General features: G+C 50.4%; 38 protein-coding genes and 1 pseudogene. All 39 read right to left on the bottom strand.

All coding sequences use genetic code 11. The features are described from left to right. Positions 1 to 2: 2 nt before the first annotated feature. A complete protein-coding gene (locus B3N34_RS04190) occupies positions 3 to 137 on the bottom strand; it encodes a flagellar basal body P-ring protein FlgI (protein ID WP_286975215.1) in 135 nt (44 codons plus the stop codon). Next, positions 104 to 829: a flagellar hook-basal body complex protein gene (locus tag B3N34_RS04185; protein WP_286975213.1), complete on the bottom strand. Its 726-nt coding sequence runs from the start codon at positions 827 to 829 to the stop codon at positions 104 to 106. Before B3N34_RS04185 ends, B3N34_RS04190 begins: the two co-directional genes overlap by 34 nt. Before the next feature lie 43 nt (positions 830 to 872). After that, a complete protein-coding gene (locus tag B3N34_RS04180; protein WP_213698513.1) occupies positions 873 to 1,913 on the bottom strand; it encodes a rod shape-determining protein in 1,041 nt (346 codons plus the stop codon). A gap of 21 nt (positions 1,914 to 1,934) precedes the next feature. Continuing rightward, a complete protein-coding gene (gene truA / locus B3N34_RS04175) occupies positions 1,935 to 2,741 on the bottom strand; it encodes a tRNA pseudouridine(38-40) synthase TruA (protein WP_286975210.1) in 807 nt (268 codons plus the stop codon). After that, positions 2,729 to 3,541, bottom strand: a complete 813-nt coding sequence (locus tag B3N34_RS04170; protein ID WP_286975208.1) for an energy-coupling factor transporter transmembrane component T family protein — start codon at positions 3,539 to 3,541, stop codon at positions 2,729 to 2,731. Before B3N34_RS04170 ends, truA begins: the two co-directional genes overlap by 13 nt. Next, positions 3,529 to 4,380, bottom strand: coding sequence for an ATP-binding cassette domain-containing protein (locus B3N34_RS04165; RefSeq protein ID WP_286975206.1), 852 nt, complete (start codon positions 4,378 to 4,380; stop codon positions 3,529 to 3,531). The genes B3N34_RS04170 and B3N34_RS04165 overlap by 13 nt, the downstream gene beginning before the upstream one ends. Next, entirely contained in the window at positions 4,371 to 5,207 is an 837-nt protein-coding gene (locus B3N34_RS04160) for an ATP-binding cassette domain-containing protein (protein ID WP_286975204.1), read from the bottom strand. Before B3N34_RS04160 ends, B3N34_RS04165 begins: the two co-directional genes overlap by 10 nt. A gap of 6 nt (positions 5,208 to 5,213) precedes the next feature. After that, positions 5,214 to 5,556, bottom strand: a pseudogene (rplQ, locus tag B3N34_RS04155) (50S ribosomal protein L17). 15 nt (positions 5,557 to 5,571) lie between these two features. Next, positions 5,572 to 6,606, bottom strand: a complete 1,035-nt coding sequence (locus B3N34_RS04150; protein WP_286975203.1) for a DNA-directed RNA polymerase subunit alpha — start codon at positions 6,604 to 6,606, stop codon at positions 5,572 to 5,574. A 20-nt stretch (positions 6,607 to 6,626) separates the two neighbouring features. Next, the gene (gene rpsD, locus B3N34_RS04145; RefSeq protein ID WP_213698507.1) at positions 6,627 to 7,253 is read right to left on the bottom strand and encodes a 30S ribosomal protein S4; all 627 of its coding nucleotides are present in this window, start codon (positions 7,251 to 7,253) and stop codon (positions 6,627 to 6,629) included. A 39-nt stretch (positions 7,254 to 7,292) separates the two neighbouring features. Further along, a complete protein-coding gene (gene rpsK / locus B3N34_RS04140; protein ID WP_286975200.1) occupies positions 7,293 to 7,685 on the bottom strand; it encodes a 30S ribosomal protein S11 in 393 nt (130 codons plus the stop codon). 31 nt (positions 7,686 to 7,716) lie between these two features. Continuing rightward, complete coding sequence (rpsM, locus tag B3N34_RS04135) at positions 7,717 to 8,100, bottom strand: 30S ribosomal protein S13 (RefSeq protein WP_213698505.1); 384 nt, start codon at positions 8,098 to 8,100, stop codon at positions 7,717 to 7,719. Positions 8,101 to 8,106: 6 nt separating this feature from the next. Next, positions 8,107 to 8,232: a 50S ribosomal protein L36 gene (gene rpmJ / locus B3N34_RS04130; protein ID WP_009201462.1), complete on the bottom strand. Its 126-nt coding sequence runs from the start codon at positions 8,230 to 8,232 to the stop codon at positions 8,107 to 8,109. A 22-nt stretch (positions 8,233 to 8,254) separates the two neighbouring features. Beyond that, on the bottom strand, positions 8,255 to 8,473 hold the full coding sequence (gene infA, locus B3N34_RS04125) for a translation initiation factor IF-1 (RefSeq protein ID WP_009201463.1): 219 nt from the start codon (positions 8,471 to 8,473) through the stop codon (positions 8,255 to 8,257). 10 nt (positions 8,474 to 8,483) lie between these two features. Beyond that, a complete protein-coding gene (locus B3N34_RS04120) occupies positions 8,484 to 8,795 on the bottom strand; it encodes a KOW domain-containing RNA-binding protein (RefSeq protein WP_286975276.1) in 312 nt (103 codons plus the stop codon). Next, positions 8,792 to 9,565: a type I methionyl aminopeptidase gene (gene map / locus B3N34_RS04115; protein ID WP_286975197.1), complete on the bottom strand. Its 774-nt coding sequence runs from the start codon at positions 9,563 to 9,565 to the stop codon at positions 8,792 to 8,794. Before map ends, B3N34_RS04120 begins: the two co-directional genes overlap by 4 nt. Beyond that, on the bottom strand, positions 9,552 to 10,211 hold the full coding sequence (locus tag B3N34_RS04110) for an adenylate kinase (protein WP_286975195.1): 660 nt from the start codon (positions 10,209 to 10,211) through the stop codon (positions 9,552 to 9,554). Before B3N34_RS04110 ends, map begins: the two co-directional genes overlap by 14 nt. Positions 10,212 to 10,244: 33 nt before the next feature. Continuing rightward, positions 10,245 to 11,537: a preprotein translocase subunit SecY gene (gene secY / locus B3N34_RS04105; protein ID WP_286975193.1), complete on the bottom strand. Its 1,293-nt coding sequence runs from the start codon at positions 11,535 to 11,537 to the stop codon at positions 10,245 to 10,247. Continuing rightward, positions 11,538 to 11,984 (bottom strand): 50S ribosomal protein L15, encoded by a 447-nt coding sequence (gene rplO / locus B3N34_RS04100; RefSeq protein WP_286975191.1) that lies wholly within the window; start codon positions 11,982 to 11,984, stop codon positions 11,538 to 11,540. Positions 11,985 to 11,999: 15 nt separating this feature from the next. Continuing rightward, the gene (gene rpmD, locus B3N34_RS04095; RefSeq protein ID WP_273001901.1) at positions 12,000 to 12,182 is read right to left on the bottom strand and encodes a 50S ribosomal protein L30; all 183 of its coding nucleotides are present in this window, start codon (positions 12,180 to 12,182) and stop codon (positions 12,000 to 12,002) included. Positions 12,183 to 12,199: 17 nt separating this feature from the next. Beyond that, a complete protein-coding gene (gene rpsE, locus B3N34_RS04090; protein ID WP_286975187.1) occupies positions 12,200 to 12,700 on the bottom strand; it encodes a 30S ribosomal protein S5 in 501 nt (166 codons plus the stop codon). A gap of 15 nt (positions 12,701 to 12,715) precedes the next feature. Continuing rightward, the gene (gene rplR, locus B3N34_RS04085) at positions 12,716 to 13,084 is read right to left on the bottom strand and encodes a 50S ribosomal protein L18 (RefSeq protein WP_286975185.1); all 369 of its coding nucleotides are present in this window, start codon (positions 13,082 to 13,084) and stop codon (positions 12,716 to 12,718) included. Between the two features lie 15 nt (positions 13,085 to 13,099). Continuing rightward, on the bottom strand, positions 13,100 to 13,639 hold the full coding sequence (rplF, locus tag B3N34_RS04080) for a 50S ribosomal protein L6 (RefSeq protein WP_213698498.1): 540 nt from the start codon (positions 13,637 to 13,639) through the stop codon (positions 13,100 to 13,102). A 13-nt stretch (positions 13,640 to 13,652) separates the two neighbouring features. Further along, entirely contained in the window at positions 13,653 to 14,057 is a 405-nt protein-coding gene (rpsH, locus tag B3N34_RS04075; protein ID WP_009201473.1) for a 30S ribosomal protein S8, read from the bottom strand. A gap of 27 nt (positions 14,058 to 14,084) precedes the next feature. Continuing rightward, on the bottom strand, positions 14,085 to 14,270 hold the full coding sequence (locus B3N34_RS04070) for a type Z 30S ribosomal protein S14 (RefSeq protein WP_009201474.1): 186 nt from the start codon (positions 14,268 to 14,270) through the stop codon (positions 14,085 to 14,087). A gap of 21 nt (positions 14,271 to 14,291) precedes the next feature. After that, a complete protein-coding gene (rplE, locus tag B3N34_RS04065; RefSeq protein WP_286975182.1) occupies positions 14,292 to 14,834 on the bottom strand; it encodes a 50S ribosomal protein L5 in 543 nt (180 codons plus the stop codon). A 19-nt stretch (positions 14,835 to 14,853) separates the two neighbouring features. Next, complete coding sequence (gene rplX / locus B3N34_RS04060) at positions 14,854 to 15,180, bottom strand: 50S ribosomal protein L24 (protein ID WP_286975180.1); 327 nt, start codon at positions 15,178 to 15,180, stop codon at positions 14,854 to 14,856. A gap of 14 nt (positions 15,181 to 15,194) precedes the next feature. Continuing rightward, positions 15,195 to 15,563, bottom strand: a complete 369-nt coding sequence (rplN, locus tag B3N34_RS04055; RefSeq protein WP_009201477.1) for a 50S ribosomal protein L14 — start codon at positions 15,561 to 15,563, stop codon at positions 15,195 to 15,197. 5 nt (positions 15,564 to 15,568) lie between these two features. Further along, positions 15,569 to 15,862, bottom strand: a complete 294-nt coding sequence (gene rpsQ, locus B3N34_RS04050) for a 30S ribosomal protein S17 (RefSeq protein WP_009201478.1) — start codon at positions 15,860 to 15,862, stop codon at positions 15,569 to 15,571. Between the two features lie 13 nt (positions 15,863 to 15,875). Then, positions 15,876 to 16,091, bottom strand: coding sequence for a 50S ribosomal protein L29 (rpmC, locus tag B3N34_RS04045; protein WP_286975178.1), 216 nt, complete (start codon positions 16,089 to 16,091; stop codon positions 15,876 to 15,878). Further along, positions 16,091 to 16,516, bottom strand: coding sequence for a 50S ribosomal protein L16 (gene rplP, locus B3N34_RS04040; RefSeq protein WP_009201480.1), 426 nt, complete (start codon positions 16,514 to 16,516; stop codon positions 16,091 to 16,093). Before rplP ends, rpmC begins: the two co-directional genes overlap by 1 nt. A 7-nt stretch (positions 16,517 to 16,523) precedes the next feature. Further along, entirely contained in the window at positions 16,524 to 17,198 is a 675-nt protein-coding gene (gene rpsC / locus B3N34_RS04035) for a 30S ribosomal protein S3 (protein WP_286975177.1), read from the bottom strand. Position 17,199: 1 nt separating this feature from the next. After that, positions 17,200 to 17,547 carry a 50S ribosomal protein L22 gene (gene rplV / locus B3N34_RS04030; protein ID WP_040348165.1) on the bottom strand — a complete coding sequence of 116 codons (348 nt, stop codon included), beginning with the start codon at positions 17,545 to 17,547 and terminating at the stop codon, positions 17,200 to 17,202. Between the two features lie 11 nt (positions 17,548 to 17,558). Then, entirely contained in the window at positions 17,559 to 17,840 is a 282-nt protein-coding gene (rpsS, locus tag B3N34_RS04025) for a 30S ribosomal protein S19 (RefSeq protein WP_286975175.1), read from the bottom strand. A 16-nt stretch (positions 17,841 to 17,856) separates the two neighbouring features. Then, positions 17,857 to 18,690, bottom strand: coding sequence for a 50S ribosomal protein L2 (gene rplB / locus B3N34_RS04020; RefSeq protein ID WP_286975173.1), 834 nt, complete (start codon positions 18,688 to 18,690; stop codon positions 17,857 to 17,859). 13 nt (positions 18,691 to 18,703) lie between these two features. Beyond that, positions 18,704 to 19,003, bottom strand: coding sequence for a 50S ribosomal protein L23 (gene rplW / locus B3N34_RS04015; RefSeq protein WP_040348167.1), 300 nt, complete (start codon positions 19,001 to 19,003; stop codon positions 18,704 to 18,706). Beyond that, positions 19,000 to 19,626 (bottom strand): 50S ribosomal protein L4, encoded by a 627-nt coding sequence (gene rplD, locus B3N34_RS04010; RefSeq protein ID WP_009201486.1) that lies wholly within the window; start codon positions 19,624 to 19,626, stop codon positions 19,000 to 19,002. Before rplD ends, rplW begins: the two co-directional genes overlap by 4 nt. A gap of 3 nt (positions 19,627 to 19,629) precedes the next feature. Further along, entirely contained in the window at positions 19,630 to 20,259 is a 630-nt protein-coding gene (rplC, locus tag B3N34_RS04005; RefSeq protein ID WP_009201487.1) for a 50S ribosomal protein L3, read from the bottom strand. A gap of 31 nt (positions 20,260 to 20,290) precedes the next feature. Further along, positions 20,291 to 20,596, bottom strand: coding sequence for a 30S ribosomal protein S10 (gene rpsJ / locus B3N34_RS04000; protein WP_009201488.1), 306 nt, complete (start codon positions 20,594 to 20,596; stop codon positions 20,291 to 20,293). Positions 20,597 to 20,613 lie beyond the last annotated feature (17 nt).

Here is a 20,613-nt window from a genome sequence, read left to right as displayed (position 1 = left end):
TATCACATCACCACCAGTTCGCCGTGAAGGGCGCCTGCTTCGTTGATAGACTGGAGTATGGTTATGACGTCTCTGGGAGTTGCTCCGATGGAATTTAAAGCATCTACAAGCTCGGTGACCGTTGCCGTGGCAGGCATGGATATAACCCTCGTTGAGCCGTGGTGAAATCGGGCTGGCGAAGGAGGAGTGAAAGCTTTGAGTCGCTTGCATATTCCATGGCAACGTCACGCTCTACAATCGCTCCCCCCGGTATTCTTCCCATAGTGGTGATGTTTTTCGACACCTGGTAGGTTGGATTTGCGAAGTCAAAAAGCTGAACCGCACCCAATATTTCGCCGTCGGCCACCACGGTGCCCCTATCATCAATTGCCACAGAAGAAGCATCCCCCACGTTAATGGGAACGCCGCCGTCGACAAGGAGTGTGAGGCCTTCCTGGTTCACAATAAAGCCGTTGGCATCTAAAGTAAAGTTCCCCGCTCTCGAATAAAAGACGTTTCCCGCTCCATCCCTAAGGGAAAAGAAGCCCCTGCCGGAAATGGCTACATCCAGCGGATTGCCGGTGGATATCACTTGGCCCTCGGAGGGATCCACGGTCGTCTCGGACAAGACCACGTTGAGGCTTGCTGAACCTATGGGCCAATAAACCTGCCTTTCAAAGGGCCCGACAGCCTCCCTTCTTTCAATCATTACCTCGGGGAAGGATTTGTTGACACTAATCCTCCTTTTGAAACCTGCAGTATCCACGTTTGCGAGGTTATTGGAGGCGACGTCTATGACCTTCTCCTGAACAAGCATTGCCGACGAGGCTCCATAAAGTCCGCGAAACATAGAAATAACCACCTTCTTTAATTGTTAGATGCAATCTTTAAGACTAACGCACTGAACTTTTCTTTATTGCCGAATACACCGAGCCCGACTCTTTGAGGGCCTTTAGTTCGTCCAAAGCCTTTCCTGTTCCCAGGGCTACGCATTCAAGGGGCGAGTCGGCTACGTAGGTCTTTATGCCCGTCTGGTCGTGTATGAGCTCGGGAAGCCCCTTAAGGAGGGCTCCTCCCCCGGTAAGCACTATTCCCCTGTCAATAATATCGGCAGAAAGTTCCGCCGGCGTTAGCTCCAGTACGCGCCTTATGCTCCTGATTATCGACGAAACTATGTCCTCTATTGCCTCCCTCACATCGTTTGTAGTCAACTCTACCTGCCTTGGGAGACCGAGGACTACGTCCCTGCCCTTGACCGCCATCGTCTTCTTTTCTTCCTCAGGGATATTGCAACAGTTGCCAATCGCTATCTTCAATGCCTCGGCCGTTTGCGACCCTATCTCCAAATTGTATTTCTTTCTGACGTACCTTATTATCGCCTCATCCATGGCATCTCCGCCCATGCGCAGCGACTCGGCCACTACGAGCCCTCCCAGGGATATTACGGCTATATCCGAAGTCCCGCCTCCTACGTCCACCACCATGTTGCCCCGCGGTTCCTCTACTGCCAGCCCTGCACCAATAGCTGCAGCCATTGGTTCTTCTATGAGGTAGGCCTCCTTGGCGCCAACTTCGAGGGCTGCCTCCAAAACGGCCCTTCTTTCCACGTCTGTAGCTCCCGAGGGAACGCCTATCATCACGCGATGGCGCAAAAATTTGTTCAATCCCGACATGGTCTTTTTCAGGAAGTGCCTTATCATGGCCTCTGTCATGGTATAGTTGGCTATGACCCCGCTTTGAAGCGGTCGAACGGCTACGACGTTCCCCGGAGTCCTACCGAGCATTCTCTTGGCCTCCGAGCCAACGGCCAAGATCTTGTTGTTGTTCTGATCTATTGCCACCACCGACGGCTCCCTCATAATCACGCCCTTTCCCTTTACATAGATCAATATTGTCGCCGTTCCTAAATCTATGCCTATATCTAAACCCAACACTTGAGGTAACCTCCTTTTGCCTTAAAGAATAAAATTGGCTGTTACAGCGCTGTATTCTTCGCAACCGAAGGGCATGGGATCGTAGCGAACTTCCCAAAGAAACAAGCCCTCCGCTGGAGCCGTAGGACCCGCTTCACCGCGAGAGCCGCCATCCAAGAGACGACAGATCTCTTCCAAGCTTTTTCTCCCCGTCGCTATCTCATCCATTGTACCAACGATTATCCTTACCATATTCGTCAGGAAAGACCTCCCCGTTACGGAAATCTTCAAAAGGGGACCCTTTTCTTCGATTCCGGCTTCCATTATAGTACGCCTCGCATCGGAAGGACGATCGGCCTTTCTGCAAAAGGCTCCAAAATCGTGGAAACCCTTTATCTTCGTTAAAAACTCCTTCGCCAAGTCCATGTCCCAGCCTCTTCGGTTCCACCAGACATATCTGTCTAAATGGGGAAGTCTGCAATCGCCTTTCCAGATAAAATAGGCATACCTTCTCCATAGGGCGCTCTTTCTGGCGTGGAAGGTAAAGTCCACAGGAACTACTTCATATATGCCTATGGAGGTAGGCAAATTTGCCTCCAGTGCTTTTCTCAAAGCAGCAGGGCCGTGGGGCCAGGAGATGTCAAAATGAACTACCTGCCCCAGGGCATGCACTCCCCTGTCGGTTCTTCCGGCTCCTGTCACCTTCACTCTTCTTCCCTTTTTATCAAGCAGGTTCAAAGCTTCTTCCAGAGCCAATTCCACGGTGGGCAGGTCTTTCTGCCTTTGGAAGCCGTGAAAGGCAAAGCCATCATAGGATAGCAGCGCAGCGAAACGACCTATAGTATCCACCTATCCAAAATCACCCCGCTTGCTGAGATAAAAAGAATGGAACTCAAATAAAGGCTGTCACAGACACCCCACACAAGCGGCCTCATCCTGCTTCTGCCATAGTCGCCCCTGTAACATCTGGCCTCCATTGCTACGGCAAGTTCTTCGGCCCTTTGGAATACGATCACAAAAAGAGGCACCAGCACAGGGATCAAAGCCTTAAACCTCTTTATAATTCCGCCGCTGTCCAGATCGGCTCCACGGGCAAGCTGGGCCTTCATTATCCTGTCCGTTTCGTCCAAGAGGGTCGGTATGAACCGCAGGGCTATAGTCATCATCATGGCAAATTCATGGGCGGGAAGCCCGTAACGCTTGAAAGGCGAGAGCAAAGACTCAATGCCGTCGGAAAGCTCTATCGGGCTTGTAGTCATCATCGTTATATTGGCAAACAATACTAGGTAAAAAAGCCTTAGGCCCATTTTAATTCCCGTCAAGAGGCCTTCCTCGGTAATTGAAATAAAGGCTATCCTGAACAACTCTCTGCCGTCGGCGAAAAACAGGTTTATCGCCAGGGTAAATACGATCAATATTAGCACGGGCCTCGTCGACGTCACGACTGTCTTAAAAGATATATTACTCAAGGCGCTGATAATAACGATCAAGACAAACCATATGACGTAAGGCCACAGAGTAGTGTTCGCCAGAAAAACAGAGGTGATCAAAAACATGACGGCCAGAACTTTGCTCCTGGGGTCCAACGAGTGGATGAAAGATTTAGCGGGGACGTACTGTCCCAAGGAAAGATGCTCTAGGAAATGCACGAAGAAACCTCCCTCTCTATGGCTTCAAGCAAGGACTTCTCATCCCACGTCAAGGGAACGTTCAGTCCAGCATTTCTCAGTGAATGGGCAAACTCCAAGACATCGGGAAGGACAAGGCCCTTTACCGGCTTTTCGGCCAGCTCCTCTATCGCTTCTGCGGGCGTTCCCCACAACTTTTTTCTCCCATTCTCGAGCACCAACAGCTTGTCACAGTGATCCAAAACCATCTCGATGTCGTGGGTTATCTGCACGATCGCGGTCCCTTTACTTCTGAAGTCCTCAAGTATTGAAAACAGCGCTTCCCTCCCCTTCCAATCCAACCCTGCCGTCGGTTCGTCCAAAACGAGATAGTCAGGCTCTACCACCATTATCGAAGCAAGAGCGACCTTTCTTCTCTGTCCTCCTGACAGCTCAAATGGATTTTTTGAAAGCACATTTTCGTCGAGATCGAAAAGCTCTAGAGCCTTTTCGATATTTCTCCTCGCTTCATCTTCGGGGATGCCGAAATTTTTGGGAGCATACATCATCTCGTCCAATACGGTTTCGGCAAACAGTTGATGCTCAGGGTATTGAAATACGAGACCTACCTTTCTTCGAAGGGACTTTAGATGAGGAGCCTTGGGATAGAGCTTTAACCCGTCGACGACGACTTCTCCCGACGTGGGGAAAAGCAACCCATTGAGCATTTGGGCCAGAGTGGTCTTTCCGCTCCCCGTATGCCCCACAACGGCTATCCATTCTCCAGGATCGACATCGAACGAGACATCCCGAAGCGAAACCGTCTCCAGGGGAGTATCCCTATGATATACATAACTTACGTTGCATACCCTTATAGACATAGCCTTTCCACCAGGTCTTCGACCATATTCCGAACAGTGGGATAGGTAGATTCTTCGAGCAACCCCCTGGACTTCAAGTTGCGCCACAACTTAAACAAGGAGGGCTCTTTGATACCCAATCGGGCAAAGGTCGTGCTATCCAAAAGGTCTTTCGTCTCTCCGTAGAAGGCCAATTTACCCCGAGAAAGCACGGCCGTGAGATCGGAAAACAGTATCTCCTCCAATCTGTGGGTAATCATGACCACCGTCATCCCTTCGTGGTGCAATCTGGTTAAAACTTCGACCAAATCCTTTCTTCCTTCTGGGTCCAACATGCTGGTCGCCTCATCGAGGACAATACATCTAGGCTTCATGGCAAGCGCTCCTGCAAGAGCAAGCCGCTGCTTTTGCCCGCCGGAAAGGGCATAGGTTGGCCTATGTGCAAACTCAAAAAGGCCTGTAACCTTCAAGGCCCACCTCACCCGCTCCTCAATTTCCACGCTCGTTAGTCCCAAATTTTCGGGTCCGAAGGCGACTTCTTCTTCGACCACAGAGGCGACTATCTGATTTTCTGGGTTTTGAAAGACCATGCTGACGTCTTTTCTGATTTCCCATTGCAGGGAGGGGTCTTTGGTGTCCTTGCCCATGACAAAACAAACGCCCCGCGTTGGCACCAGCAGGGCGTTCAATTGCTTTGCCAGGGTAGACTTGCCCGATCCGTTGTCTCCTACGACCGAAACCCACCGACCTTCCTCTACGTCCATCGTTATGCCCGATATGGCGGGTTTGTCCGAGCCGGGATAACAAAAAGTCACATCCCTTAAAGAAAAAATTGTCCTTGCAGTCATATCGGATTACTGAACAAATTCAATTATGGCCGTTGGGGCAGCGTCTCCCTTGCGGTATCCAAGTTTCACTATTCGAGTATAGCCTCCCGGGCGATTGGCATAACGGGGCGCAAGCTCGTTGAAGAGCTTTATCGTCGCTTCCTTGTTGCGCAATCTCGATATAACTATCCTTCTGTCGTGCAAAGTCCCCCCNNTTAGCGCGAGTAACGAGCTTTTCAACATACCTGCGAAGCTCTTTCGCCCGCGGAACCGTGGTCTCTATGCTCTCGTGAATTATAAGGCTTGCAGCCATGTTTATGAGCATCGCACTTCTATGTGCTCCGTATCGCCCAAGCGTCCTAGAGCGCATCCTATGCCTCATCCTCTATTCCTCCTTGCCTTCGTTTTCATCGTCCAAGTTACCTTCGGCGTCATTTTCCTGGGAATCTGTTCCGATCTTCGACCCTGCTTTGGGAGCGCTCAAAGACAGGCCGAAGTTATCCAACTTTTCCTCTATCTCTTTCAGGGAAATCTTTCCAAGATTACGTATCTTCAAAAGATCGTCCCTAGTGTATTGGACCAAATCCCCTATGCTGCGCACTCCTGCGCGAAGCAGGCAGTTTTCGCTTCGTATGGAAAGTTCCAGATCCCGAATGGGCCTGGAGAGAAAGGGGTCTTCCTCCGCTACAGCCTCAACAACAGCTTCAGTAACCTCCGCCTCTACGGAAGAGACGGGCTCTTTCAGCAACAGGGAAGCTATATGGCCGAAATATTGGTTCAATATCTTGACAGCCTCAAGAAAGGCTTTAGCGGGCTCGACCGTCTCGTTTGTCCACAATTCGATGAGCAGGCTCTCGTAGTCGGTTCGCTGGCCAACCCTTGCAGCCCCGACGTTGTAGTTCACGCGCAAGACGGGAGAAAATACGGCATCGACTAGTAAAACGTCTATGGGCAAATAGTTAGGTCTTGGCCTGTCCATTGTCAGATAGCCTACGCCCCGCTCGACGTAAAGGTCCATTCCCAATTTATGACCTTCTTCCAAAGTGCATATGTAAGCCTCGGGGTTGGAAAACTCCACCTCGCTGTCGGGGATTATATCGGCGACCGTCACGACCTTGGGCCCCTCTGCCTCCAGCCTCAACATGCGAACGTCATCGCTGTGGGACACGACGGCCAGCTTCTTTATGTTCAATATTATCTCCAATACGTCCTCCATTACGCCGGGCACTGTACTGAACTCATGCAATACGCCATCGATCCTGATGGCGGAGACGGCAGCTCCCGGGATGGACGACAGCAGGACTCGCCTAATGGCATTCCCAAGCGTTACGCCGTACCCCCTGTCCAGGGGTTCTATTCTAATCCGTCCATATCCCGAACTGCTTTCTTCTATATGGATATCCGGCACAACACGTTCCAAACTGATCCTCTCCTTAATAATTATCGAGCGTAGTATTCGACGATGAGCTGTTCGTTGACGGGAACGTCGATTTGCTCCCTCGTCGGAAGAGATACTACTCTACCCTCCATCCGCTCGGCATTGAGTTCAAGCCACTCCGGTATGGCCCGGGCCGAAGCGACTTCCAAGTTTTCCCTTATAGTAGGAATGTCCCTGCTGTTGGGAGCAACGGCTATGACATCGCCGACTTTCACCAAAGCGCTTGGTATGTCAAGTTTTTTGCCGTTGACGGTTATGTGGCCGTGGGTCACGAGCTGTCTAGCTTGAGCTCTGCTCGAGGCAATGCCCAAGCGATAGACCACGCTGTCAACGCGCCTCTCCAACAACTGCAGAAAATTGTGCCCTTTCTGTCCGGCCATTCTGCTGGCCTTTTCGAAGAACCTCTCAAACTGCCGTTCCGTCATTCCGTAAAACCTTCTGAGCTTCTGCTTCTCGTGCAACCGCAAGCCATATTCGCTGAATTTCGCTCGCCTCTGCGAGTGCTGGCCAGGCAAGGAGTTCCTCCTTGCTATGGCGCACTTCTCAGAGTAGCATCTGTCTCCCTTTAAAAATAACTTTGCTCCTGCCCTGCGACACAGCCTGCAGGAAGGTCCGGTATATCTGCTCATATCGCGATCTTTCCCTCCTTCAATGTTCCCCTGTTGGGCTTATACACGTCGTCTTTTTGGAGGACGGCATCCGTTATGAGGAATCGGCGTGGCGTCCTTAATCATATTGATCTGCAGTCCTGCGGCCTGCAAACTTCTAATAGCCGACTCCCTCCCCGGCCCGGGACCCTTGACGACAACGTCTATTTCAGTGACGCCGTGATCCTGTGCCTGTTTGGCCACAGTCTGTGCTGCCATCTGAGCAGCATAGGGCGTCGATTTACGGGTGCCCTTGAAACCTACTGTCCCCCCCGATGCCCAACCTACAACGCCGCCCTGCTTGTCTGTTATGCTTATGATCGTATTATTAAATGTAGAGTGGATGTGGGCAACGGCATAATTTATATTCTTTTTTTCCTTCCTTTTTGTCCGTCTTTTGGTGCTCTTGGCCACTAAATTTCCCTCCTTAATTTATAGGCTCCCTTTACTTTTTCATTGTGGCTTTCTTCTTGCCAGCTATCGTCCTCTTCGGACCCTTGCGCGTCCTTGCGTTGGTGCGCGTCCTCTGTCCCCTTACGGGAAGGCCGAGCCTGTGTCTTAAGCCCCGATAACAGCCTATGTCTATCAGGCGCTTGATGTTCGCGTTGACCTCGCGCCTCAAATCGCCTTCCACCTTATAGTTGTTTTCAATCTCTCTTTGGAGCTTGTTGATCTCGTCTTCGGTGAGGTCCTTAACCCGCGTATCGGGGCTGATCCCCGTAGATGCCAATATCTTCTTCGCCGAAGGAAGACCTATGCCGTAGATATAAGTCAACGCTATCTCGACTCTTTTGTCCCTGGGCAGATCAATACCTGCGATTCGAGCCATGCTCGACTACCTCCTTGCTCCCTGTCTTTGTTTATGCTTAGGATCTCTTTTGCAAATTATCCATACCTTGCCGTGACGCCGAATGACCTGGCAATGTTCGCAAATAGGTTTAACGGAAGGTCTGACTTTCATCGTTTTACTTCCCCCTTTAAAGCTATTTATATCTATATACAATTCGTCCTCTTGTCAAGTCGTAAGGTGAGACTTGAACCAAGACCTTATCCCCGGGCAATATGCGAATGAAATGCATGCGCATCTTCCCCGAGACATGGGCTAACAAAATATGACCGTTTTCAAGCTGCACTTTGAACATCGCGTTGGGCAACGGTTCAAGCACCGTACCTCGTAACTCTATTACATCTTCCCTCGCCATGCGCGCTGGCCTACCCCCTCTTAATTTGAGCCCCTTCGTCTCGAATCAGGTTTAGCAGTTGCTGACGTAGCCACTCATCGTTATTTTTCGAGCTGTCCCTCAAACGTTCCTTCAATCTTGGCAAAGACCAATTTGTCATCTGAAGATGCTTCGGGTTTTTGGGCTTGGGACGAGAGACCGAGTGCCGCCTCCCGTCTGCCACGTATACCCTGTTTTTCAACCGATCCATGCCAATCACCGCATAAAAAGTGCCCTTATCCTTCCCCTTGTGGGATATGACGACCCTTCCCGTTTGAAAGTCATCTAAGTCCAATATCGTCACTCCCAAGGCGTGAGTATGATTCCTCTTTCGTCGGAAATGAGCACCGTATGTTCAAAGTGAGCTGCATCCGAGTGATCTGCCGTTACAACCGTCCATCCGTTTTCCAATACCGCCACATCTTCGTTTTTACCGGCGATGACCATTGGTTCGATGGCGAGGGTAAACCCCTTTTTAAGGGTTATGCCGTCCCCCCGTCTTCCGAAGTTGGGAACCTGGGGAGCCTCATGGAGGCGCTTCCCTATCCCGTGGCCCGCATAGTCGCGGACCAGACCGTAACCCTGCGAGATGACATACTGTTCCACGGTATGTCCTATGTCTCCGACGGTATTGCCGCTTTTAGCTGCATCGACTGCCAAATAGAGGGCCCTTTTCGTAACTTCAAGCAACCTCGATCTGCTATCGCTTATGAGTCCGACGGGAAAGGTACAAGCAGCATCGCCATAATATCCGTCGATGCAGACTCCCACGTCGATGCTCACAATATCACCTTCGACCAAAACCCTCTTATCATCGGGAATGCCGTGAACTATCTCATCGTTGACGGAGACGCATATACTACCGGGAAAGGGAAAGGGTGCTCCGGGAAAGGAATATCCCTTGAACGCCGGAATCCCTCCGCTCTTTAATATCATATTTTCGGCCTCTGCATCGAGGCTTTTGGTGTCCACCCCTGGTTTGGCCATATCCCTCATAAGCTTTAAGACGTCTGCGACCACGAGTCCCGCCCTTCTCATCTTTTCTATTTCCCAATCTTTCTTAATTCGAATCATCTTTGCCTCCGCACAAACTCTCTATGGTGTGCAATACGGCGTCGCTTTCGGAAGAGGCATCGACAGATATCAGGCTGCCCTTATTTCTGTAATAATCAAACAAGGGGGCGGTCTCTTCCTCGTAAACCTTGAGGCGCCGCCTTACCACTTCAGGTTGGTCGTCATCGCGCTGTATAAGTTCATTACCGCACTTTTTACAACGACCGTCCTCAGGATAATCGCTGTTATGAACGTTGTAAATCGCATTACAGTTTGAGCAGATGCGCCTTCCGGAGAGGCGTCGCACCAAGGTCTCTTCGTCAACGTCGAACAACACAACGGCATCGAGGGCAATTTCCTTGGACTCTAGAAGTTCTTCTAGAGCTTTCGCCTGATTCACGGTCCTGGGAAACCCGTCCAGTATAAAGCCCCTCTTCGCGTCCTCTTCTTCCAATCTCTCCTTGACCATCTCTATAATCAAATCATCGGGCACCAACCGGCCCGAGTCCATATAGGCCTTCGCCTTCTCGCCAAGATCGGTGCCGTTTTTAACATGATAACGCAACATATCACCCGTTGAGATATGGGCTATTCCGTATTTGGATGCCAATTTTACCGCCTGCGTTCCCTTTCCTGCTCCCGGTGGCCCAAGAAATATCATGCGCAACTTATCTTCCTCCTAACTAGTCCCAGAGCTGTTCTATAGTCTTAGTATTCCGCCAGCTTTGTTTCTTCTTTTCATAATCCCTTCATAATGGCGCATCAAGAGCTGGGCTTCAATCTGCTGTACCGTCTCAAGGGCAACGCCGACGACGATCAAAACTGCAGTGCCTCCAAAGTAGAAAGTAGTTATGCCCAGCATTTGCGTCAAAAGCGAGGGAAGCAGAGCTATGCCCGCCAAAAAAACCGCTCCTCCCAACGTAACTCGTGACAACACCCTTTCGATGTAGTCTGCCGTAGGACGTCCCGGCCGTATTCCGGGTATAAAGCCCCCGTATTTCTTTAAATTGTTGGCCACATCGACGGGATTAAAGACGACAGCCGTGTAAAAGTAGGTGAAAAATATGATCAGCAATACGTAAAGGATCATATATATTGGACTGCTCGGCGAAAAGATCCTTGCAATCGTCTGGGCAAATCCAGCCGAAAAAAACCTGGCCACGGTAGTGGGAAAGAGTAATACAGAGGATGCAAAAATTATAGGTATTACCCCTGCGCTGTTAACCCTCAAGGGAATGAAGGTCGACTGTCCTCCGTACACCCTGGTTCCGACAACTCTTTTCGCATACTGAACCGGTAATCGCCTTTGGCCCTCCTGAAGGAGTATGCATCCGGCAATTACGACGATCATTATTGCAATGGCAATTATCAGAGTTAAGAAGTTCATCTCGCCGGTACGAAGCAATGTAAAGGTTCGCATTATGGCCTCCGGTATACGAGCAACTATTCCGGCGAATATGAGCAGCGATATTCCATTGCCTATGCCGTGGTCAGATATCATTTCACCCATCCACATAACGGCTATCGACCCTGCAATAAGAGTTACTATGGCCACCACTATAGAGATGCCGCCTACATAAATGATGCCCATGCTCCTGAGCCACAAAACCATTCCTACCGCCTGGATGCCTGCGAAAAGGATCGTAGACACCCTTGTGTACTGAACGATCTTGCGCCTTCCCTCTTCGCCCTCTTTTTGCATCTTTTCTATGGCGGGCACGACAACGGCCAGAAGTTGCATGACGATACTAGCATTTATGTAGGGCGTTACGCCAAGGGCAAATATGCTGAATCGTCGCAAAGCACCTCCCGCAAAGAGATCGAAGAGACTCAATACCCCGCCCTGTTCAAAGAGGCTTGCCATTGCCTTCGCATCCACTCCGGGAGTTGGGATGTGCGCCCCCAAGCGAAACACCAGCAGGACCCCGAGGACGAACAAGATCCTGCTTTTAAGGTCGGGAAGGCGAAACATGTCACGCAAGGCGCTAAACACTTAAATCACCTCTGCCTTGCCGCCAGCCGATTCGATCTTGCTTTTCGCGTTGGCACTGAATTTGTGCGCCTTTACCGTAAGCGGTTTCGCGATGTCCCCTTTCGCTAATATCTTAACAGGCGTTTGGAGATCTTCTATGATGCCAGCCTCGTACATCTGCTCAGGCGTGACTGTTGCATTTTCTCCGAACTTATCGTCGAGGGTCACAATATTGACATACTGATATTTTCTTGCGAATCTCGCATTATTAAACCCTCTCTTCGGAATTCTCCTCAGCAGAGGCATCTGCCCGCCTTCGAACCTAGGCGATATGTTTCCACCGGCACGGGCTTTTTGACCCTTATGCCCGCGCGTAGCCGTACCGCCGTGGCCGCTTCCCTTGCCCCGACCAACTCTTTTGGGCTTTTTTTTGGCCCCCATAGGGGCGCGTAAGTCATGAATTCGCATACTATTCCCTCCCAGCTATTCGACGATTTCCCAATCTATGAGATGCTCGACGGCTCTTATCATTCCGCGGATTTGAGGCGTATCGTCATGGGTTACGCTATGGTTCAGCCTCTTCAGGCCCAATGCTCGGATAGATTTTCTCTGTCTTTCCGGGCGTCCTATGATGCTTTTTTTCCAAGTAACTCTAATTTTGGACATAACCTCATTCCTCCCCGCTAAGCCTGTTGTTGGTCTTTCCCGCGTAATTTCATGATCTCGTCGGGGCTTCTCAGAGCCTTGACCGCCTCAACAGTAGCGTAAGCAACGTTGATAGGATTGGACGTTCTGCCTATGACCTTCGTCAACACGTCCTTTACGCCGCCCAGCTCCATAATGGCGCGCACAACTGCCCCCGCAATAACTCCCGTTCCAGGAGCGGCAGGCCTGAGCAGCACTTGGGCCGCACCGAAGTTCGCAACTACCGGGTGGGGAATGGTATTTCCTACTTTTTTTACCTCTACAAGGTTCTTCTTTGCCCTTTCAATGCCCTTACGGACCGCTTCAGGTATTTCCCTCGCCTTACCCAGGCCTACTCCTATGTATCGTTCACCGTCTCCAACTACCACCAGAACGCTGAATTTAAATCTCTTGCCGCCTTTGACGACTTTGCTGACCCTGTTTATGGCGATAACCCTCTCGGTTAGCTCCACGCCTTTCGGTATCGTTATCCTGACCATGCAAAGACTCCCCCTTTATAACTTCAAGCCGGCTTCGCGAGCGGCATCGGCAAGCGCCTTGACCTTTCCGTGATAGGCGTGTCCGCCACGGTCAAAAACGACTTCAGCAATGCCAAGCTCTAGTGCTCGTCTCGCCACAAGCTGCCCCACTGCCTTGGCCGCCTCAATGGAGCCGGAGCTCACCTGAAGAGGCCTGAGCTCCTTGTCTAAGGTGGACGCGGAAACCAGGGTATGCCCACGCTCATCATCAATGACTTGGACATAAATGTGTTTCAGGCTCCTAAAGACGCTCAACCTAGGTTTTTCCTGTGTTCCCAATAGCCTTCTTCTGATCCTGCGATGCCGAAGAAGGCGCATATCGTTACGCGATTTACGCTTAATCAAAATGGTCCACCTCCACTATTTCGCACTAGCTTTACCGGTCTTTCGCTTGACAACTTCGCCAACATATCTGATCCCTTTGCCCTTGTAAGGTTCAGGGGCCCTGAAGGATCTTATTATAGCGGCGACCTGTCCGACCTCTTGCTTATCTATGCCCGAGACCTTTATCTTGGTCGGGCTATCTGTAGTAATCGTTATCCCTTTAGGCGGAACGTATTCAACGGGATTTGAATACCCGAGGTTCAGGACCAGTTTCTGCCCTTGCATCTGAGCTCTGTACCCCACTCCCACTATCTCGAGCTCCTTTTCAAACCCCTGTGTAACGCCCGTGACGATATTGCTCAACATAGCCCTTACAAGGCCGTGAAAGGCCTTCGTTTTTTTGTCTTCCCTATTCCTCGTGACCATTATCTGCTCATCGGCCAACTCAACGTTTATGTTGGGCAACAAATCAAAACTCATTTCTCCCTTTGGACCTTTTACCCTAACGGTGCGACCGCTCAACGTCACATTTACCCCTTTAGGGATGGAAATCGGTTTCCGACCAATCCTCGACAACGTCTTTCCCCCCTTACCACACGTAGCAAAGGACTTCGCCGCCAAGGCCCTTTTTTCTGGCCTCCGCGTCAGTCATCAGTCCGCTTGAAGTCGATATTATCGCTACCCCCAAGCCCCCCATGACCTTCGGCAAGTCTCTGCTATTAACATATATTCGCCTGCCGGGCTTGCTGACCCGACGAAGACCCTGTATGACCCTTTCCTTGTTTGGCCCGTAGTGCAAATATATCCTCAGCATTTGATAGGGCTTGCCGGGGTCGTTTATCACTTTATAGTTTTTTATATAACCTTCGTCCTTCAGTACTCGCGCAATACGATGCTTCATGTTGCTCATGGGGATGTCCACCACTTCGTGGTAAGCTATGTTCGCATTGCGGATTCGCGTCAACATATCAGCAATCGGATCTGTAACATACATCGCCGATCCTCCTTTTGTTTCATAGGGCTACCAGCTGGACTTGACGACTCCAGGGATCTTGCCCTGTCGCGCCAAATCTCTAAAGCAGCACCTACACATGTTAAACTTCCTCATAAATGCCCTCGGGCGACCGCAAAGCGGACATCTGTTATATTTTCTCACCTTATACTTCGGTTCTCTTTGAGCCTTTATCTCAAGAGCTTTCCTAGACATCGGATTTTAACCTCCTCATCGCTACTGCCTTAAGGGCATACCCAGCTCTTTTAGCAGTCCGTAAGCTTCCTCATCGGTTTTCGCCGTAGTCGTAATGCTTACGTTCATACCCCTGATACGCATAATGTCATCGTATTCGATTTCAGGGAATATCAGCTGTTCCCTCAACCCCAAGTTATAGTTTCCGCGTCCGTCGAGGCCCTTCCTCGAAACGCCCTGAAAGTCCTTTATGCGGGGCAAAGCTAGAGAGATCAACCTGTCCAAAAACTCCCACATCTTAGCTCCTCTGAGCGTAACGGTGCACGCCACGGGCATGCCCTTTCTCACCTTGAAACCTGCAACGGACTTCTTCGCTCTTTTCAAAACCGGCCGTTGCCCTGTGATGAGGGCCAGCTCGTTAATAGCAGCGTCCAAATATTTTATATCCTGTTTCGCTTCGCTTACGCCGATATTTACTACGACCTTTTCTATTCGTGGAACCTCCATGACGTTTTTGTAATTAAAGGCCTTCATCATTCGCGGAACTACTTCGCTTCTGTATTTTTCAAGTAATCGCGGAACCATTTGCCTGTTCCTCCTCAACCTAAAGCTTATCCACTATTTCGCCGCATTTCTTACATAGGCGAACCTTGCGTCCGTCCTCCAAAAAGGCCCGAGATACCCTCGTCGCCTCACCACAGGCAGGACAGACCAGCATGACCTTGTCCGCATGGATAGGGGCCTCTTGGCGCAGGATCCCGCCCTGGGGATTTTTCTGAGAGGGACGCGAATGCTTGGTTACGACGTTCACTCCCTCTATCAGCAACATGTTCCTTGTGGGTATGCGCCGGAGGACCTTTCCTTCCTTTCCTTTATCTCTACCGGAAATAACGCGGACCATATCTCCCTTTTTTATTCGCATCTTGGACATATAAACACGCCTCCTCATACGACCTCAGGAGCAAGCGATACTATGCGCGTATAACCCTTGTCCCTCAATTCCCTGGCTACAGGGCCGAATATGCGCGTACCGCGAGGGTTTCCCTGGTTATCGATTATAACGGCGGCGTTGTCGTCGAAGCGAACGTAGGAACCGTCGCGACGCCTTACCTCTTTGCGAACGCGCACAATTACGGCTTTGACTACATCGCCTTTTTTGATATTGCTGTTCGGTATGGCTTCCTTAACGGAAGCCACTATTACGTCGCCAACTGTCCCATATCGCCTGTAACTTCCCCCGGTCACCTGAATGCACCTTATTTTTTTCGCTCCCGAATTATCGGCCACATTAAGCATAGTATGTAACTGTATCATGGCCTTTATTCCTCCTCGACTGGTCCAGTGTATTCAAAGAGAGGAGCACGCTCCAGGATCTTTACGACTTTCCATCTTTTCTTTCGCGAAAGAGGTCGAGTTTCCTCTATTAAAACCTTGTCTCCTATGGAGCAAGAATTTTCCTCGTCGTGAGCCATGAATTTCTTGCTCTTGAGAACGGGTTTGTCGTATAACGCGTGCTTCGCCATCCTGTCTACTCTGACCACTACCGTCTTGTCCATTTTATTGCTTACGACAATGCCTCTTCTGACCTTTTTTTGAGCCTTGCGCTCCTCCATAGAACTCCCTCCTTTAATTCAACACCGAGGAGCGATCTCGCCCGGTCTCTTTCTCGCGCATGATAGTGAGTATCCTGGCGATCGTCCTCTTCACTTCCGCTATCCTTGCCGTATTGGAAAGCTGACCAATGGCATGCTGGAAGCGAAGATTGTATAGTTCCTTTTTATATTCCCTGTGTTTTTCCTTCAGTTCTTCGACAGTCAGGTCGCGCAACTCCTTAGGATTCATTATGCTTCACCACCCATTTCTTCCCTTTCGATAACACGAACCTTGATGGGCAATTTATGTGCGGCAGAGCGAAAGGCCTCTTCTACCACTTCTCTGGAAACACCGGCCACTTCGAAGATAACCCGGCCACGTTTAACAGGAGCAACCCAATACTCAGGAGCGCCCTTACCTTTGCCCATCCTGGTCTCCAAAGGCTTTTTGGTATATGCGACGTCGGGGAAGACTCTTATCCAAAGTTTTCCGCCCTTTTTCATTTTTCGCGTGATGGCTATACGGGCAGCCTCTATCTGCCTTGCAGTGAGCCACACGTTTTCAAGAGCCTGCAACCCGTAATCTCCAAAGGCTACAGTTGCGCCACCCTTCGTCCTGCCTCGCAGAGGCTTGCGAAAAGGTTTTCTATACTTCACCCTTTTTGGCATCAACATAATCCATTCACCTCCTCTCGCTCGAAACCTCGTTGTGAGGCTTCTCTTTGAGCGAGGGTAATACATCGCCGTTGTATATCCATACCTTTACTCCGATAACGCCGTACATCGTCTTGGCCTCGGCAAAACCGTAATCGATATCCGCCCTTAGCGTGGACAGAGGCAAGCGACCTTCGAGATACCACTCTCTTCTGGCAATTTCGGCGCCGCCCAACCTGCCGGAACACTGAGTCTTGATGCCCAAAGCTCCTGCCTTCATGGCACGGAATATGGCCTGTTTCATCGCTCTTCGGAAGGACACCCTCCGTTCCAAGGCCGATGCTATGCCCTCGGCGACTATTTGGGCGTTTTTGTCGGGATTTTTTATCTCCTGGACATTGATCATTACCTTGGATCCCGTCATCTTCTGAAGCTCATCCCTGACTTCCTGTATTTCGCTGCCGCCTTTTCCTATTACGACACCGGGGCGGGCGGTCCAAATCGTGAACCGGATTACGTTTCCGATCCGCTCTATTTCGACCGTAGCAATGCCGGCATGTCCCCATCTGTCCTTTATCCATTTACGCAGTTTGATGTCTTCATGCAATTGCTTGGCAAAATTTTTCTTGTCGGCATACCATCTCGACTCCCAATCACGGATAACTCCCAGACGATAGCCAACGGGATGTACTTTCTGTCCCATCTTAGTCAATACCTCCTTGCCTTTCGCCGACTACTATAGTGATATGACAGGTACGATGATTGAAAGGATGGGCCCTTCCCATGGATACAGGTTTCCATCTCTTCAAAGTAGGACCTTCATCCGCGATGGCCTTAACTACATAAAGTTCGTCGACGCTCATGCCCAGGTTGTGATCTGCGTTTGCAATGGCGCTGGTCAAAGTCTTCTCAATATATCGCGCGGCCTTTTTGGGACAATAGCGCAATATCAAAAGAGCTTCGCCGGCTTTCTTGCCTCTGATCAAGGACAACACCTGTCGCACCTTAAAGGGTGAAATCCTTATTTGTTTGGATATAGCTTTCGCTTCCATCATCTCTCACCCTACCTTACCCTGGTGGTGCGTTCCTGCCCGGCATGCCCGCCAAATTTTCTAGTCGGGGCAAACTCTCCGAGCTTATGGCCTACCATATTTTCGCTTATGTAAATCGGTATGTGGGTGCGTCCGTTGTGAACCGCGATAGTATGGCCAATCATGCTTGGCACTATTGTAGATCTCCTTGACCATGTCTTGATCACTCTCTTATTTCCGGACGCGTTCATTTCCTCTATTCGTTTCAACAATTTTTGATCCACGTAGGGACCTTTTTTTACCGAACGGGGCATAAGTCAGTTCCCTCCCTTACTGAACGTTCCTGCGACGAACGATGTATTTGGTCGATGCCTTTTTAGGCTTACGGGTTTTATACCCCTTAGCCGGAACGCCCGTTGCCGAAACGGGGTGCTTATTCGACTTCGTTTTACCCTCGCCGCCACCTAGGGGGTGATCGACGGGGTTCATGGCCATAGGACGCACCCTTGGCTTCCTGCCAAGCCACCTCTTCCTGCCGGCCTTGCCATGCACCTCGTTTTCGTGTTCCACGTTACCGACCTGGCCAACCGTAGCCATACACTCCTGCAGAACATACCTTATTTCACCGCTCGGCATGCGCAGCAAAACGTATTTTCCTTCCTTTGCCATTATCTGCACCTGTGCGCCGGCAGATCTGGCCATCACACCGCCTCGCCCCGGCTGCAGCTCAATGTTATGGACGAAGGTGCCGACGGGAATATCCCGTAGCTTTAATGCGTTGCCAGGTTTAATGTCAGCCTTTTCTCCGGACATAACCACGTCTCCCACGCTCAAGCCCATAGGGGCCAGAATATAGCGCTTCTCACCGTCGGCATAATGTACGAGCGCTATCCTCGCCGATCTGTTGGGATCGTACTCTAACGCGGCTACTTTTCCGGGAACGTCGAATTTATCTCTCTTGAAATCTACGATTCTATAGAGCCTCTTGTGGCCCCCGCCGCGATGGTTCGCAGTGACCCTTCCCTTATTGTTCCTTCCGGCCGTCTTCTTTTTTAACGAAACTACCAGGCTCTTTTCAAATTCATCTCTGGTAATTTCCGAAAAGTCCGATGTGGCCATCTGGCGTCTACCGGGAGTCGTCGGTTTGTATTTTCTAATTCCCATTGGACTTCCTCCTTTAAGTCGTCCGTACGCCTTCAAAGAACTCAATGCGTTCGCCTGGCGCTAATGTTACTATCGCTTTTTTCCACCTTCTCGAGCGTCCTAAAAAACGCCCGAGGCGCTTCGGCTTTGGCTTGACGTTTACCGTATGGACCTTTTCGACCTTCACGTCGAAGATCTCCTCTATTGCCTTTTTAATTTCCACCTTATTGGCGCTCGGATGCACTTCAAAGGTGTACTTGTTGTATATCATATGACGGCTGCTCTTCTCGGTTATTACCGGCCGCAAAATTATATCATAGGAAGTCAATTTCACGCTGAGTACACCTCCTCCAGCCTTTGTGCCGCGCCCTTAGTCAATATGAGGTGTTCATGATTTAAAATTTCGTATACGTTAATGCTGTCAACATGTAACACTCTCGTTCCGGGTATGTTTCTCGCCGCCATATAGATTGAAGGCAACGATTCGTGTATGACGATCAACGGTTTGGCTTGGGCTTGAGCGTTTGCCAAAAAGGCACACATATCCTTCGTCTTGGGCGACATTGTTTCGATTCCCTCGACCAAAATAAGCTTATTTTCCTTAACCTTAAGGCTCAGAGCGCTCTTAATCGCCAACTGTTTCACCTTTTTATTGACCTTTTGATCGTACGAGCGCGGTTTGGGACCATGGACAACTCCACCCTTTATCCACAGAGGAGAGCGTATGCTTCCATGCCTTGCCCTTCCGGTGTGTTTTTGTCTCCAGGGCTTCCTTCCGCCGCCGCGCACCTCTCCTCTGGTCTTCGTCGAATGCGTTCCTTGCCTTTGTGCTGCCAAATAGGCTACGACGACCTGATGCATAGCGGGAACGTGAATTCTCGCCGCAAAAACATCATCGGCAAGGGCAACTTCGCCCACCTTTTGTCCATCGATTCCAATAACATCGACAGTAGGCATAAACTAGCCCTCCTTTTTATGCACCATAACAAGGCCGTTACGCGGCCCTGGGATGGCTCCTTTAATCAATAGCAAATTATTTTCTTTATCGACAGCAACGACTTTGAGGTTTTTCACGGTCACTCGTTCGTTACCCATCCGACCGGGCATCGTCTTGCCCTTAAAGACATGGCTCGGAAAGCTGCTGGCTCCCGACGAACCGGCTCGCCTGTGAAAGAGAGAGGCACCGTGACTTGCTGGGCCGCCTCCAAAACCGTGTCTCTTCATGACACCGGCAAAACCTTTGCCTTTGCTGGTGCCCGTAACATCGACGACTTCGCCTACTTCAAAGATAGTTACGTCGATGGTCTGTCCAACTTCATAACCCGTAACGTCATCGAGGCGGAACTCCCGCAACCATCGTTTGGGTTCGATCCCCGCTTTCTTGTATACGCCTAGCATGGGCTTGTTCAATCTATGGGCTTTCACCTTCCCAAAGCCCAAGACTATGGCCGAATACATCTCTACTTCAGGCCTTCTTAAAGCAACCACCTTACATGGACCTGCCTCTACGACAGTAACGGGCACAGCCTGACCCTCTTCGTCGAAAATCTGGGTCATTCCAACCTTAACACCTAAAATCCCTAGACTCATCAAATTTCTCTCCTTTCAGCTCAGAGCTCCCCTACAGTTGTATCTGTATATCTACTCCTGAAGGGAGGTTCAGCTGCATCAGCGCTTCCATGGTCTTCTGCGTAGGATCGACTATGTCTATAAGCCTCTTATGAGTGCGCACCTCGAACTGCTCTCGTGCATCTTTATCCTTGTGAGGCGACTTCAAAACCGTGTACTTATTGATCGCCGTGGGCAATGGTATGGGGCCTGAAACCTTAGCCCCCGTCCTTTTCGCCGTTTCGGCAATCTGTAGCGCTGATGCATCCAGGACCCTATGATCAAAGGCCTTCAACTTAATCCTGATATTTTGAGCCATTCATATCCCCCCTTTCA

Source organism: Acetomicrobium sp. UBA5826, assembly GCF_002433005.1.
Lineage (GTDB): Bacteria > Synergistota > Synergistia > Synergistales > Acetomicrobiaceae > Acetomicrobium.
This window is presented reverse-complemented; position numbering and strand designations above follow the sequence as displayed.